Origin of the sequence: Weissella thailandensis (assembly GCF_001932615.1) — a bacterium.
Taxonomy (GTDB): domain Bacteria; phylum Bacillota; class Bacilli; order Lactobacillales; family Lactobacillaceae; genus Weissella; species Weissella thailandensis.
Genome location: NZ_CP014332.1, coordinates 1,218,404 through 1,234,219 on the forward strand (window position 1 = coordinate 1,218,404; position 15,816 = coordinate 1,234,219).

Consider the following 15,816-nt stretch of genomic DNA (forward strand, 5'->3'; position numbering starts at 1 on the left):
TTAACCTCCTGAAACTTGTTGTTCCTCATTGGCATGTAAATTAATAGTCTTATTGTAAATAGTTACCGTAATATCCTTATCAGCTACGACTTTCACGTAATTAGGATAAATATCTAACGAAATTAAAACACCACGGAACTTTTGCTTAAATGACAGCCTACGCCAACCATTAGGTAAACTTGGATTGATGACAATATGACCGTCTCGCAATGAAACCCCTCCAAATTCATTTTGAATGACTTCCAGTGTTTCGCCCATGACACCAATATGAATACCTTCTGCCGTTGTACCACCTTGAATATCATAATAATCTGAACCAATAGCCGTCTTTAAATATTCTAATGCCTTTTCTTTATTACCTAATGTAATATCAATACCAGCAAAAACAGGTCGTGAAGTCGTTGAACCATGAACCGTTCGGGCTAGATAATAATCAGTATTTTTCTGTAACCAATCTGTTGGCAGAGTATACCCAAGCTGATTAACTAGTTTTACAAAGTGATTTGCACCTAAGTTATACAACGTCATCAAATTATCGGTCTGTTTGGCAACCTGGTAATCATCCGGTGATAATCCTTCCGCTTTCATCAAACGATCAATTCGATGAATATCGTCATATTTTTGTCGATATGCCTCAAAATCGACTGTTTTCAAATCAAAATAACCAGCATATTGGGCAATGATACCTGCATCGCTAATTTCTAATGATAACCGGGTTGAGACATCTTGTGCTTTTTCTAGCAATACGTCATCAATGGCTGGCAAATTTTCGTGTTGACTAAGTTCTTGTAGCCAATTCAATGCCCAAGTTAACATCAAATTTGTATAAGCATTATCGGTGATGCCACCAGTATCAGCATTTGGATAAGCTTCATGGAATTCATCTGGTCCCATCACACCTGCTAAGTGATAATGGCCGTCATCTCCTAGAGTCACTTTGTTTAACCAGAACTTTGAAGTCTCAACAACGACATCGAGGCCACCATCCTGAAGAATGCTTTCATCACCTGTTAACTGCACATATATCCATAAATTATAAACAATCGCTAAGGATACATGACGTTGGAGCCTTGAATTATCAGGATCCCACTCATTATTAACCGTATTTAAATGAATAACTTGCGCTTGTTCATCACCAGTCATTCCAGATTGCCAAGGATACATGGCACCACTTTCACCATCAATCTTGGCATTGGCTTGGGCACCCTCTAAACGATTAATACGATATTTCAAAATATCCTTAGCAGTCTGCGGATCATTAGCTGCTAGATAAGGGACAACAAAAATTTCATCCCAAAAAATATGACCTCGGTAACCTTCACCAGTTAGACCACGTGAACCGACAGAAGCATCTAGGTACTGATTAGCGTAGTGCTGTGCTGATTGTCGAAGATGAAAAACATTCATTCGAATCATTCGTTGCAAATCAGGAGCATCACTATCTAGGATGATATCTGCTTCAGACCACACATCCTGCCAATACTTAACAGAATCAGCAACAATTTCTTTAAATGTGGCATTAGTCAATTGTTCATCAACAACCTGCTCTGGATCAGCCTCTTCGTAACTTGTAGCAATACCGATAACTCGTTCAATATTAATCGTGTCCCCAGGGGTTAACTTAAAATCACCCGTAGCAACTATCTGGTCTTGTCCTGTTGTCACTGAAAATTCAGCTGCATCACTATTTGTTTTTGCACCTACGACCAATTTGATGCCTGACTGTCGGGTTTCAGCGACTAATTTATCTGTCGTTAAAGCAGTCACATCAAATTCTCTTGATTCAAAATCACGATAGCGTTTAACATTTTTATTTTCAACACGACCATCAATAATAGTTTGGACAGTTACATCGGCAGTAAAATCACCACTAATCGCAATAGATAGGCCGATTTGATGCATCTTAAATGGATTGACTGCTTTCTGAGTTTTTAATGTCAATTCCCCTTTAACAGTTGGTATTGTATAGCTCTCTGAGAGAATACCGCTATCAAAATTGAGTACTGATTCCCGTGTTGTAGGATCAAATACGACTGGTTCACCATCGACAGCCAACTTTAATAACTGTGGATTGGGCAAGTTGACCATATCCTCATTAATAACATCACGACCAGCAACTGGTGTTGACGTTTGATTAAAGACCCCCGCAACATAGAGTCCTGGATAATGATCATCACTATAAGATGTCATAATCGGGGCACCACGCCAACCAAGATACCCATTCCCTAAAGTAAGTAATGATTCTTCACCATAAGCACGAACACCATGCGAGACCGTGTCGTAACTTAATTGCCAATTATTTGAATTCATCAAAAGCTCCCTTCCTCAAAATTAGTCGTTAACAGCATCCTTAAATACGTTTTTCTTTTCAGCATTCTTGGCATTCTTTACATCAGAATCCTTGAATCCCCAGAAGTAGACCGCAATGAATGAAACAACTGTGGTTACTGTAGCGGCGATGACGAAGTACCAAATGTTATTTGGATCTGTCTTTGAGAAGAATGATGGGAATCCAATCCATGAACCGGTGAACCCAAACATATCAACATGTAACAGTCCAGCAATCAGTCCACCGACAGCACCACCAATATTAGCCATCCAGAATACGCGACCATACTTCAAGTTAATTCCATACATTGCCGGCTCAGTTACACCAGCAAATCCCGACAAGGCACCAGCGAATGCCAAACTCTTAATATTTGTAATCTTTGTTTTTGCCCAAACGGCTAGTGCCCCAGCACCTTGCGCAATCATCGTGAAATTAATCAATCCGTTCAAAACTGAATGACCGGTTTGTGCAATATCGTTGGAAATAATCGGAATGATCATCCAGTGCAATCCGAAAATCACAAGTACCTGATAAAGACCACCAATGAGTAATCCAGCAATAGCTTGATTCAATGTTACTAGCCAATTGATAAACGTTGCCAATCCAGATGAGATTAGCGTAATCACAGGTCCAACAACAACTAGCACGACAACTGAAACGATGAATAATGTGAATAGTGGTTGGAAGATTGAACGTAGACTCAAAGGTAAGACCTTTTTAAACCAGTTACCAACTGGTCGTGCAAGCCACGCCGCAAAGATGATTGGGAAAATTGAATACGTATATGAGGGAATATGAATTGGTAAACCAAAGAAGCTCGCATTCATAGTTACCCCAAGGAATTCAACAAAGTTCTTTGAAGTTTTTTCTCCCAATTCCACCATCGTTGGATGAACTAATACACCAGCAATAGCAGCAACGATAATTGGATCTGACTTTAGTTGCTTAGCAGCAGTATACCCAACGAGAATCGGCAAGAAATAGAATGTTGAGTCGGCAATTGTATTAATAATTTGATACGTTGCCGAAGACTCATTGATCCACCCCAAGTTAAACGTAAATAACGTTAAAACACCTTTTAAAATACCTGAAGCAGCTAACAAACCAATAATTGGCATCATTGATCCAGTAATTGTTCCAATCAATAATTGGAAACCATATTTAATCATGCCAAAGAATCCATCCGGCTTATTTGATTGCTTGCCACCTGTTGCTTCAACGGCAGCATCAGTTGCCTCTTCGTCAATGACATCATCACCCAGTTGTTCAATCACTTTATCGTAGACATCTTCCACTGCTTGTCCGATAACCACTTGATACTGGCCTAATTGCGCATTATAGACAGCACCAGCAACGCCATCTAGGTCTTGAATTGCATCCGTATCTGCCTTTTTCTCATCATTCAAATAAAATCGCAAACGTGTAATACAGTGAATGACCTTATCAACGTTATCTTTACCACCGACATTTTTAATAATGTTCTGTGCTAATTCATCATAGTTTTGTTTTGCCATCTCAATTTCCCCCGTTTAACCTATGGCAACTGCTTGCCCAATCTGACTACCAGCTGATGAATTTCCTACTTCTACAGACAAAGTATCTAATTTTTCAGCCGAATTAGTAATGAGCACCATCGTTGTCTTTGGTAATTTCGCATTATCAACCTGTTGCCAGTCCACCGTTGCTAGAGTATCGCCGCCATCGACAACATCTCCAACTTTCACATTTGGTGTAAATGGCGCACCGTTTAGCGAAACTGTATCAATACCTATGTGTACAAGTATTTCCAACCCATCGGCCCGTTCTAAACCAACGGCATGTTCTTGCTGAATAGTTACTTTACCAGCAACTGGAGAAACAATTGTGCCATCCGTAGGCTCCACAGCAAAACCATCCCCCATCATTTTCCCAGCAAATACAGGATCAGAAACATTTTCTAATTGAATAACCTCACCTGTTACTGGCGTGTACAATTTGTTGTCATCAGCAACTGTTTTTTTCTTTCCAAACCCAAACATATATAGCCCTCCTATTTATGACGTCTTGCAAATTCAACACTTGTAAAGCGATCTGCACGATGTCGCGATTCAGTATAAGATAAGATGCGATTATCCGATAAACGGGTTTCACTCCGAATAACCACCATAGACATCCCCTCATCAATATGAAGTAACTGTCGATCTTTGACATTTCCTTTTTCAACTGTCATTCGTTTAACCGCATAATCAATTTGTAAACCTAACTGATTTTCAAAGTAATCAAACAATGAATTCTTAGCCGCCGTATGCGGAACATGATCAATAACAGCTTGATTAATATAATCGTAATCTAAGACCATCTCTTCACCATCAACCCAACGCCGACGTACGACCAATGTGCTTAATACTGGCGAGTCACCTCCTGTTAATTTTTCCGGAACAGGCACATTCTGCTTAATAACGATGACATCATTACTAGCATCTAGGTGCGCTTGCGCAACCATTTCACGATAACTTTCAAGTGTTGAAACCGGGAATACAAAATGCTTTCGATCCAAAACAACTGAACCTCGGCCAGGTAACCTTTGCACATAGCCATCATTAGCCAATGTTTTAACAGCTTTACGCACCGTCTCACGAGATACTTGGTAACGTATAACCAGCTGCCCGTCACTCGGTAAGTAATCACCTGGTTGGTAGACATTATCTTGTAATGCTTTCAAGGGGTCAGAATATATTTTTTGATATTTTTCCATTTCAATATCCCCTTTCAACACGTTCAGTGTACATGACTATGAAAACGGTTTCAATTCATTTGTATCAAGCTTTACATAACCAGACTAGTCAGGTTTTAGCTAACCATGCAGGGGCAAGCATTTCTAGACTAGTCAGGTTTTTTTAGATTTTAAACAATTCTTGCTTACTTTTCTTACCTGAAAGTACCTTAATATGTCTGAGGCTTTCTTAGATTATCATGTTAGAAGCCAGTCGGCTGACTTATTTTTGCACAAAAAAATACAGTTTTGAAAATAAAAAACACTTCATTTCAAAACTGTATTTGTCTATTAAATTTATACTGTGCCACCATGATACAAAGAGACTGGTAAAATAAAATCACTCTCTTCAAGTTTATCTTCACGATTTGTGATACGATTGATCAAACTTTCAACAAGCATCATCACGATGTCATCCATTGGCTGTACCACTGTGCTCAATTCAGGAAAGTATGTTCTAATAAAATTGCTGCCATCGTAACCAATGATTTTCAAATCATTTGGTACTTGAATGTTCAACTCACGGGCCGTTTGTAATACAAGAATAGCCGTTAAATCATCACTACAAATAATACCATCAGCTTGCTTTTTCTTTAAAAATTGTTGAATAGAGACTTGTTTGATTTTTGGAGTTTCATCAAAGAAAATCGGAAAAACATGATTTTCCAAGCCTAATTTAGCCATTTGTTGTCGATACCCCTGCAAGCGTCTATCGGTGGGATTACCTTTTTGGTTGGGATTTCCCATAAAGTAAATATTTTTCGCACCTGCCTGATATAAGGTATCCGTTGCCAAAATACCTCCTTGCAAGTTATCACTACTAATCATTGGCATACCATCCGTATACCGTCGATCAAAGGCAACAATGGGCAAATTTGTATTTTGATATTCTTCAATCCCTAAATTATGTGCGCCAGTTATAATGCCATCAACTTGATTAGCAATTAACATTTGTAAATAATTACGTTCTTTCGCAACATCATCAGCAGAATTACACAAAATAACCTTGTAACCTTGCAAGAATAACTGTTTTTCTAGTTTTTCAATCAATTCTGCAAAAAAAGGATTTGTAATACCAGGGAAAATAAGACCAATTATATGCGACTTTTTTCCCTTCAAAGATCTTGCTAAAGAATTGGGCTGATAGTTCAACGTCGCCATTGCATCATAAACTTTTTGTTTTGTTGCCGCACTCAAATAACCATGATTGTTAATAACACGAGAGACAGTTGTTGGTGATACACCTGCTTCTTCAGCAACATCAGATAACTTTGGTTTCACAATGGCACATCCTTTTTTCAATACAAATTTCTAATAATTTCATGTAATATTAGCTATCACATATCACTTAATAAGATATAGCTACCTGAATATTTTAGCGTATTTTGTTCAGAAAACGCAATCATTGTCTGTGTTTGCGGTGCAAAGAAACGTAACGTCATGACCTGCTCACCACCATTTATAAAAATCTCACAAATTGAATGATCAACGAAAATATCTAATGATAACTTTTTATGAGGGTTGACGTTTACTTTGCGTGTTTCACCATACTTTGTTGCAAATTTCTCACCGACATTTGATCGATCAACAATTAGATAACCCTCATTGTTTGTGTCAAATTGTAATTGTAAGCCGTTATCACTAGTGCCATCGCTAGCTAATAATAAATTGCCTGTTTGATTAGAATCCAAGTCCAGTTTTAACTCGTATTGTTGCTTTGTATCAGTGACTAATACTTGTTGATTTTGGGGTAATGTTTGTTCTGCAACAGCCAATGTAGACATAGCTGTTACTGGTATTTGATAAAGTTTATTGTCGACCACTTTTAATCGCTTCACTAAACTAAGGCAATGAGCCCAATTTTCCTTATCCGATGGATAGTTTATTTCAGGTAGTCCGACCCAACTTATCAAATAGGCCTGTCCATCTGGTGCATTAAATGCCTGACTCGCATAAACATCAAAACCAGCATCTAATTGCATTAACGTTGATGTGTCAGAATACCAAGTACCAGTTTTAAAATCCAAATTACTACCAACCGTATAAACATTTGGATAAATATTGTCTGTTGGTAATATATTCTGCGGCAATCCTTGTGGGCAAAAAATTAGTACAGGCTTATCATCAACATAAACTAGGTTTGGACACTCAACCATATAGCCCATATCACCAAGATTATGCTTTATATACCCCATATCTTCCCAATTTTTTAAATCCTGAGTTTTATATAATGAAAATTCACCACGTAAATTTTGTTTATCCTGTGAACCAATTAAAGCAAAATATTCATCATTCACCTTTAACAATTGTGGATCTCTAAAATGCTCAGTCACATAATCAGGCGCTGTAATGAGCGGTTGGTTTACTTTTGTGATTTGGTTATTTTCATCCATCCAAGCACCAAGTTGATAACTACGACGTTGCCAATTTTTGTCTCGTACATTACCTGTATACATAAGGAATAATTTATCATTGATCACTTGTGCTGACCCAGAATAAGCACCATGCGAATCATATTGATTTCCTGGGTTTAATGCAATACCTAAATTATGCCAATGAACTAAATCATCTGAAACACAATGTACCCATGATTTTAGACCGTGAACTGGTCCAAAAGGAAAAGCTTGATAAAATATATGCCATTGACCATTAAAATAAGAAAATCCATTAGGATCATTCAGTAATCCTGAAGTCGGATGTATATGAAACGCCGGCTTGTACACTGACGATGATACTTGTTCTGCTAGAGTTTCTTTATCTGCTTCTGAATATGCGCTGTAAGGTTGGTATCTTTTTTCTCTAGTCCAAATCATATGAATTAATCCCCTATTAAATTGGCAGTGTTTCTAAATTAGAAAATCATCACTTCTAAGATAGATTATGTTGCACAATATGTCAAACGTTTGACATATAGAAAAACTATCAATAATTTAAAAAATATAAACTTATTAAAGAAGGTATGTCAGACGTTTGACATATAACCAAAATAAGGTATCCTAATAAGTGTAATAAAAAGAAAACGTTTTCATTAACAAGGAGTAGACAAATGGATCATAAAAAAGTCGCTAATGAGATTGTCTCAGCGGTTGGTAAGGATAATTTTGCTGCTGCTGCACATTGTGCAACACGACTACGATTAGTTATCAAAGATGAAAGTAAACTAGATCAAGATGCTCTAGACAATAACGATGACGTTAAAGGAACATTCAAAACAAATGGCCAATATCAAATCATCATCGGTCCTGGGGATGTCAATAATGTCTATGACGAACTCATAAATATTGCAGATGTGACCCCAGTTTCAACTGAAGAACTTAAAAATGTCACCCAAGATGGTAAAAAGAAAAATCCAATCATGGCTTTTATTAAATTACTATCTGATATTTTTGTGCCAATCATTCCAGCCTTAGTCGCTGGTGGTTTGTTAATGGCGCTAAATAACTTCCTAACTTCACCTGACTTGTTTGGGCCAAAGGCCTTAGTAGACAGTTTCCCAGTTATTAAGGGATTCTCAGCAATGATTCAAGTCATGTCAGCTGCTCCCTTCATATTCATGCCCATCTTGGTCGGTATTTCAGCTGCTAAACGCTTTGGTGCTAACCAATACCTAGGTGCAGCTTTAGCTATGATTATGGTCTCGCCAGGCTTAATAGCCAACCAATCCTGGGACATTTTCGGTTTAGCTGTTTCACAAAATAACTACTATTATCAAGTTATTCCTGTGCTAGCTGCCGTTTGTATTTTGTCGTTAATTGAAAAATACTTACATAAAAGATTACCATCTGCCGTTGATTTTACTTTTACACCTCTAATTTCATTAATGGTGACTGGGTTTCTAACATTTGTTATCGTTGGACCAGTCATGCGCCTACTTTCAGACGGAGTTACTAATGGTATTGTCTTTATTTATCAAACATTAGGCTTTGTTGGAACGGGTATTTTTGGACTATTATACTCACCAATCGTATTAACCGGACTTCATCAAAGTTTTCCAGCTATTGAAACACAATTGGTTACGGCATTCACACAAAATCACAGTGGTTACGGCGACTTTATATTTGTTGTTGCTTCAATGGCAAATGTCGCACAAGGTGCTGCGACATTTGGCGTATTTGCTCTAACAAAAAACAAAAAGATGAAAGGATTATCATCTTCTGCCACTGTATCTGCCCTATTGGGTATTACCGAACCAGCTTTATTTGGAGTTAACCTAAAATATAAGTTCCCATTCTGCTGTGCGCTTATCGGTTCCGGTGTAGCCGCAGCATTAGCCGGTTTAATGCATGTCATCGCCGTATCGCTTGGATCAGCAGGGTTCCTTGGCTTCTTGTCAATTAATGCAAAATCAATTCCCGCATATCTATTATGTGAAGTGATTTCATTTGTAATTGCCTTTACACTGACCTATCTATACGGTAAGAAAAATGCAGCGAAGTTCGCCGTTATCGATGGTGGTAATAAAAACGATGCTCCTAAGCCAGCTGCCAATACACCAGTTGAAACTAACTTAGCCGATGAAATTGTTAACACACCCGTTTCTGGTCAAGCCATTAAATTAGAAGACGTCAATGACCAGGTCTTTTCTTCTAAATTAATGGGTAATGGTGCCGCAATTGTACCAAGTGATACAACAATCTACGCACCCGTTTCTGGTACAATTACAGTTGCCTATGAAACCAAACATGCTTATGGTATTAAATCAGACAATGGTGCAGAAATTTTAATTCACCTAGGAATTGATACTGTTAATTTAAAAGGACAATATTTTGATTCTAAAGTTTCTCAAGGCCAACATGTTACTGCAGGTGAAGCATTAGGTAGTTTTGAAATTGAAAAAATTATCGATGCCGGTTATGATCCAACACTAATTATGGCAATTACGAATACCGCAGACTTCGCCAACGTTGAACCGATTGAAACTGACCAGGTCAAAAACGGTGATCCATTAGTTGCTGTAACAGCTTAAAATTTTAATAATCAAGAATATGCACAAAAAAGGCAACCCGTTTTTTAATAAATCGGGTTGCCTTTTTGTGCTAATTATTCAAAATGATTAATCTTGCCATAAATACTTGGCATCGCCAACTGGATCTTGGGATGTCAAAATTTTAGGTCCATCATTGGTAATCGCAATTGTATGCTCATACTGTGCTGACAAGCTACCATCTCCTGAGACATAATACTCCCATCCAGTTTCGGGAACGACTTCAGTATTAATTTCCCAGTCACCACCTGCATTGACCATCGGCTCAATGGTAATGACCATACCAGCTTTTAGACGTAACCCTTTATGTGCGACACCATAGTGGAACACATCTGGCTTTTCATGCATCGTTGGACCAATACCATGACCAATCAAATCACGGACGTCACCCATATGGTTTTCATTTTCCACATAGTCTTGAATGGCAAAACCAATATCACCTAAACGATTACCAACTTGCGCTTGATCGATTGCTAAGTACAAAGCCGTGTGAGTCACATCCATTAAATGATCGATTTCGGGTGTACTTTCACCAACAACATAAGTCCAAGCAGAATCACTTTCATAACCATGCCAATTAACACAAAAGTCCACTGTCACAACATCATGATTTTTTAATTTTAATCCCTTACGTGGTGTTGCGTGTGCTACTTCATCATTAATACTAATGCAAGTGGCATATTTATATCCTTCAAAGCCCTTTTCTGAAGGTTTTGCATCATGCTCAAGAATATATTGGTTAACAATTTCCTCAATTTCCCAAGTATCCATGCCAACATATATTTTATCTCGTAATGCAAGATGGGCACCCGCTAGAATTTTACCAGAGTGTGCCATGCCTGAAATTTCTCTGTTTGATTTTAAAGTGATCAACTTTTTCTCTCCTATAGGTAATTATGATATTTTGTTCGTCAAAACACTGGATTGTTGCTTAATAATTTGAAGCATTTCCTGATTAAACTTTTGGCGTTTAACTGGACGATATTTTTTCAAAAAATTCAAATGTAATCCATAGATGGCGAAATGTAATAATACGCCTGGAATGAAATTAAGCATACGTTGCTTATCGTACACCATTCCAGGATAAACAGCTACAAATCGATTATCCAACTTTTCGACACCGTAATCAATAACCTCTTCTTTTGCTTTCATATAATTTTTAAGCGGCCACGGTGCATTATTAGCAGCAATAAAGACAAATCTTGTTTGCGTTGTCTTGGCCATTAGCTCGTCAATGACCTTTTTTGCAGGATCAATACTGTTTTTCTGATAACTCGTATTTTTCCGTTTACTAGGTAAAAAGATTCCCACACAATCAACGACAACATCTGAACTATCAATGACCGTCTGCCAATGACCTGGCTTAGTCAAATCAACAGCCAAATAAGTCACAGAATCAACTAAGTTTGTATGATTTTGGGCACCAGACCGAGATAAACTAGTCAGTTCGTAATTATTTCTATCCTGGACGAGTGCAGATAGAATCCCCTGACCAATATAACCGGTTCCACCCATAATTGTTATTTTCATTTTCATTGTCCCCTTCTTTACTTAATTGAGAATCGTCATTGTTCATATATGATATTTCTATATATTTTAACATTAATTAAAAGGCGTTAATGGATTTAAATAACAAAACAGGCTGGAACATTTACTATGTTCCAGCCTATTGCGTTACTATAAAATATTTAATTTAGTGTTTAACAGCATACTTAAAGTTAAATGGTGCGCCAGTCGGATTGGCCACAACACCCTTAACCTTAGGATTCAATAATGACGCCGTTGAACGGTAGTACAAAGGCGCAACACCAGCTTCCTTCTCAAGAATTTGTTCGGCCTTCTTGAAGTCAGCATATTGGGCCTTCTTGTCATTAGCATTCTTACCTTCGGCACTCTCCAAAGCAGCATTGTAGTCTTCATTCTGCCACTTACCATAATTGTATGATGCATCAGCCTTATACAAATCTAAGAATGATGAGGCATCCGGATAATCAGCCAACCAACCAAAGTTTAGCATTTGGAAATCACCATCAGTACTCAACTTCAAACGTTGCTTCTTTGGGACTGTTTTAATTGAGACATCCATACCGTCTAAGTTCTTTTCTAGTTGCTCTTGTAAGAATTGGGCAACACGCTTTGAGGTATCATCATCGTCAGTTAACAATTGGACCGATAGCTTTGACTTATCAACTTCCTTAAGGCCCGCCTTGAACAACTTAGCTGCCTTCTTCTTATCATAACCAACTGCCCCCTTTACTTCAGCATCGGTTGCAAAATCCTTGTTATTATTAGGATTTTTTACTAAGCCTTTAGGTGTATAGGTAGTTGCCGGAATAGCTGACCCAGTAACAATTTGATTTGATAATGCCTTACGGTTGACAGCATAAGAAATGGCTTGACGAATCTTAGTATTCTTGAATTCAGGTACCTTTTCTTGATTCATTTGCAAGGCTTGTGTTGCACCAGACTTAATCTCCTTATAACCCTTCTTGCTCTTTGAAGCCTTCACCTGATCTGGCGACAATGGTGTGAAATCAAGTTTCTTTCCTTGATACAAGTTATAACCAGTATTTTGGTCCTTAATGGTTTGCACAGCAATTTTCTTAGTTTTGACCTTATCCGCATCATAGTATTTATTATTCTTTACATATGAATACTTATTATTTGAACCTGACCAGCCTTTAAATTTATAAGGCCCTGCTGACAAATAGTTGGCAGCTGAAGTTCCAAACTTGTTTCCCTTTTCTTCCACAAATTTTTGGTTCTCTGGGAAGAACACGGGCATTGTTAATTCTTGTAAGAAATATGATGCAGGCGATTCCAAAGTCACCTTCAAAGTCTGGTCGTCCACTGCTTCGATACCTAATTCTGAAGGCTTCTTATTACCATCCTGAATGGCCTTTGCATTTTTAACACTATCAAACAAGTAAGCATATTCTGATGCCGTCTTAGGGTCGATTGAACGTTGCCAACCATAGACAAAATCTTTTGCTGTCAAATCATCCCCATTTTCCCACTTTAATCCAGAACGTAAATGGAAAGTGTAAGTTAGACCATCATCTGACTTTTCATAACTCTTGGCTGCTTCATTTTCAAGTTTGCTGCCCTTACCAAACTGTACCAAAGGTAAACTCGTTGCCCCCAATGCATCTGCCGATACAGTATCGGTAGACTTGGCTGGATCCATGGTTGGTAATGCTGCAATTTCTGACCAATTAATTGTCTTGCCCGTAGACGCTGCCGATGCCGAAACTGCCGGCAAGGCAACACTCCCAACCATTGTCACTGACGCAGCAACTGCAGCAACTTTTCCAAATTTTTTCATACCTAATTCCCCTTTGTGAACGGTTTAATTTTAATAGTGTTATTATAATAGCACGCACTTTCTCATTTGTCTAATTGTTTTTTAATTTATTTAATGAAGCATAAAAAAAGATGTCTAGACTTCGTAGCCTAAACATCTAATTTTTAACTATACACATCGTGAAAAGTTATGTTACTAAAGACATACTTAACTAAATTTTTTAATAAACCCTAGCACAACTTGGTTAAATTCATCCGGAAATTCCAAATGTGGGATATGACCTGCGCCGTCAAAGACGTGCATTGCCGAACCTGTAATTCCTTGTAAATCAAGGGCATGTTTTGCATGATTTACTGGATACATTGGGGATGCACCACCCGCCAAAAATAGATGTGGTATCCGTTCATGACGAACAACATCACGCCAATCTTGGACAATCCCATCAATCATCAATGGGCGATTTTTTTCAAAGTCAAACGGCACATAACCGTCTGAGACTTGACGTTTCAGCTCTTTTGGAATGGCTTGTTTAACTAGTTTTGTTGTCGGGAAACTATCAGAAATTTGACTAATACGGGCAAAGGAGGAATCTTTAACACCATATTGCCAGCCATCTTCGTTCAACATTTTGGGTGTCTGATCTTCAGTCACAATAACATTTACTTGGCGATCACCAAATAGTGAAATATACTGACTGGCAACCATCGCTCCCATTGAATGACCAATCAAGGTAAATTGGTTTACATGTAAGTAATCCAATAAATTGGCCAAATCCATCGCTAACCGAGAAATACGTAAGCTTTTGTCCGTCTGTTCACTCTGGCCATGATTACGATACTCAAAACGCAGTACGCGAAAGCCTGCAGCTTTAAATGCTTCAACTTGCGCCACCCATGTCGTTATCATACTTGTATAGCCACCGAGAAAGACGACGACTGGATGATCACTGTTACCATCGAATTGATAATGTAATCGCACACCGTCATTTGTTTTAAAGAAAGACATTACCTACCCACCTCTGCATCGTTATTTTAATCTATTATACATGAATACCTAGACCATCTGCCACTTCGGCAGCATCCATAATAGCCTCACCCAAAGTTGGGTGTGGGTGGATTGTTAACGAAATATCTTCAGATGTTAAGCCATTTTCAATCGCTAATGAAAGTTCAGAAATCAAGTCAGATGCTGACGGTCCAACAATCTGTGCACCCAACATGGCATTACTATCCTTATCAGTAATCAGACGAATAAAGCCCACGCCCGCATCCATTGCTAAGGCACGTCCATTACCAGCAAATGGGAATTTACTGATTTTAGCGTTTAAGTCCTTTGCCTTAACTGATTCTGGTGTTTCACCAGTTGTTGCCAATTCATATTGCGTATAAGCAACAGCTGGTAGTGAATAGTGAAGGTCATGTGCATTGCTTGCACCACTAATGGCAGCTGCGGCAACTTTACCTTCAAACATTGCTTTATGGGCCAAAGCAGGTCCAGCAACAATATCACCAAGTGCATAGATGTGTGACACACTCGTCTTCATTTGGTTATCCACTTCAATCAAGCCATGATCACCAACTTTAACATCTGTATTATTTAGTCCTAATGTATCCGAGTTAGCACGACGACCAACTGAAACTAACAAGTAATCACCTGTCACTGTTTGTTCCTTGCCATCAACTTCATAAGTCAATGTAACATCTTTGTCGGTCTGTGTTGCACCTTTAGCCATAGCTGAAGTTACAATTTCACCACCATGCTTCTTAAAGTCATTCAAAACAGGCTTTGTCATTTCCTTGTCGAAGCCATTCAATGTATGATCTAACCCTTCAACAATGGTTACCTTCGATCCCAAGTTTGAATAAGCTCCACCAAGTTCAGAACCGATGACACCACCACCAACAACGATGAGGTGTTCAGGTACTTCTGGTAAACTCAACACACCAGTTGAATCAACGATACGACCACCAAATTTCAAACTAGGAATTTCTACTGGACGTGAACCAGCAGCCACAATGGCATTTTCAAAACGCAATAACTGGTGACCATCTTCTTGAACCACATTTAATGTTTCATTATCATTGAATGTTGCTTCACCTTTAATAATTTTCACGTGATGTTTCTTCAACAACATTGCAACACCACCAGTCAATTGATCAACAACTTTATGTTGCTTCCAATCTTGCGCTTTATCCCAATCTAACTTACCAGTCATGGACAAACCAAAGGGATTCTCCTCTTGACTGTCACGATAATGATGACCAACATTGATTAAAGCCTTTGATGGAATACAGCCAATGTTTAAACAAACTCCACCAATATCGTCTCGTTCAATCAAAGTTACATCTTGACCTAGTTCGGCAGCACGAATAGCTGCAACATATCCCCCAGGTCCTGAACCAATGATAACTGTACCAACATCAGTCGCTTCTGCTCCAACAACCATT

General features: G+C 38.3%; 12 protein-coding genes. 1 reads left to right on the forward strand and 11 read right to left on the reverse strand.

The features are described from left to right. The 6 genes from FOL01_RS06010 to FOL01_RS06030 form a co-directional block, all read right to left on the reverse strand. Positions 1 to 2,310, reverse strand: a complete 2,310-nt coding sequence (locus tag FOL01_RS06010; protein WP_075269799.1) for a glycoside hydrolase family 65 protein — start codon at positions 2,308 to 2,310, stop codon at positions 1 to 3. Positions 2,311 to 2,331: 21 nt separating this feature from the next. Next, a complete protein-coding gene (locus FOL01_RS06015; RefSeq protein WP_207649833.1) occupies positions 2,332 to 3,843 on the reverse strand; it encodes a PTS transporter subunit EIIC in 1,512 nt (503 codons plus the stop codon). Between the two features lie 15 nt (positions 3,844 to 3,858). Then, entirely contained in the window at positions 3,859 to 4,347 is a 489-nt protein-coding gene (locus tag FOL01_RS11265) for a PTS sugar transporter subunit IIA (protein ID WP_207649834.1), read from the reverse strand. Positions 4,348 to 4,358: 11 nt separating this feature from the next. Next, positions 4,359 to 5,063 (reverse strand): trehalose operon repressor, encoded by a 705-nt coding sequence (gene treR, locus FOL01_RS06020; protein ID WP_075269800.1) that lies wholly within the window; start codon positions 5,061 to 5,063, stop codon positions 4,359 to 4,361. Between the two features lie 315 nt (positions 5,064 to 5,378). Further along, positions 5,379 to 6,362 carry a LacI family DNA-binding transcriptional regulator gene (locus FOL01_RS06025; RefSeq protein ID WP_075269801.1) on the reverse strand — a complete coding sequence of 328 codons (984 nt, stop codon included), beginning with the start codon at positions 6,360 to 6,362 and terminating at the stop codon, positions 5,379 to 5,381. A 56-nt stretch (positions 6,363 to 6,418) separates the two neighbouring features. After that, on the reverse strand, positions 6,419 to 7,894 hold the full coding sequence (locus tag FOL01_RS06030; protein ID WP_075269802.1) for a sucrose-6-phosphate hydrolase: 1,476 nt from the start codon (positions 7,892 to 7,894) through the stop codon (positions 6,419 to 6,421). Between the two features lie 233 nt (positions 7,895 to 8,127). Here FOL01_RS06030 and FOL01_RS06035 point away from each other — a divergent pair, with 233 nt between their 5' ends. After that, positions 8,128 to 10,047: a sucrose-specific PTS transporter subunit IIBC gene (locus FOL01_RS06035; RefSeq protein ID WP_075269803.1), complete on the forward strand. Its 1,920-nt coding sequence runs from the start codon at positions 8,128 to 8,130 to the stop codon at positions 10,045 to 10,047. Positions 10,048 to 10,134: 87 nt separating this feature from the next. Here the strand turns inward: FOL01_RS06035 and map are convergent, their stop codons facing one another. The 5 genes from map to lpdA form a co-directional block, all read right to left on the reverse strand. Continuing rightward, complete coding sequence (map, locus tag FOL01_RS06040) at positions 10,135 to 10,938, reverse strand: type I methionyl aminopeptidase (protein ID WP_075269804.1); 804 nt, start codon at positions 10,936 to 10,938, stop codon at positions 10,135 to 10,137. Positions 10,939 to 10,959: 21 nt separating this feature from the next. Then, positions 10,960 to 11,595, reverse strand: a complete 636-nt coding sequence (locus tag FOL01_RS06045; RefSeq protein WP_075269805.1) for an NAD(P)H-binding protein — start codon at positions 11,593 to 11,595, stop codon at positions 10,960 to 10,962. 163 nt (positions 11,596 to 11,758) lie between these two features. Then, positions 11,759 to 13,390, reverse strand: coding sequence for a peptide ABC transporter substrate-binding protein (locus FOL01_RS06050; RefSeq protein WP_075269806.1), 1,632 nt, complete (start codon positions 13,388 to 13,390; stop codon positions 11,759 to 11,761). A gap of 186 nt (positions 13,391 to 13,576) precedes the next feature. After that, positions 13,577 to 14,374: an alpha/beta fold hydrolase gene (locus FOL01_RS06055; protein ID WP_075269807.1), complete on the reverse strand. Its 798-nt coding sequence runs from the start codon at positions 14,372 to 14,374 to the stop codon at positions 13,577 to 13,579. A gap of 34 nt (positions 14,375 to 14,408) precedes the next feature. Continuing rightward, positions 14,409 to 15,815, reverse strand: coding sequence for a dihydrolipoyl dehydrogenase (gene lpdA / locus FOL01_RS06060; protein WP_075269808.1), 1,407 nt, complete (start codon positions 15,813 to 15,815; stop codon positions 14,409 to 14,411). Position 15,816 lies beyond the last annotated feature (1 nt).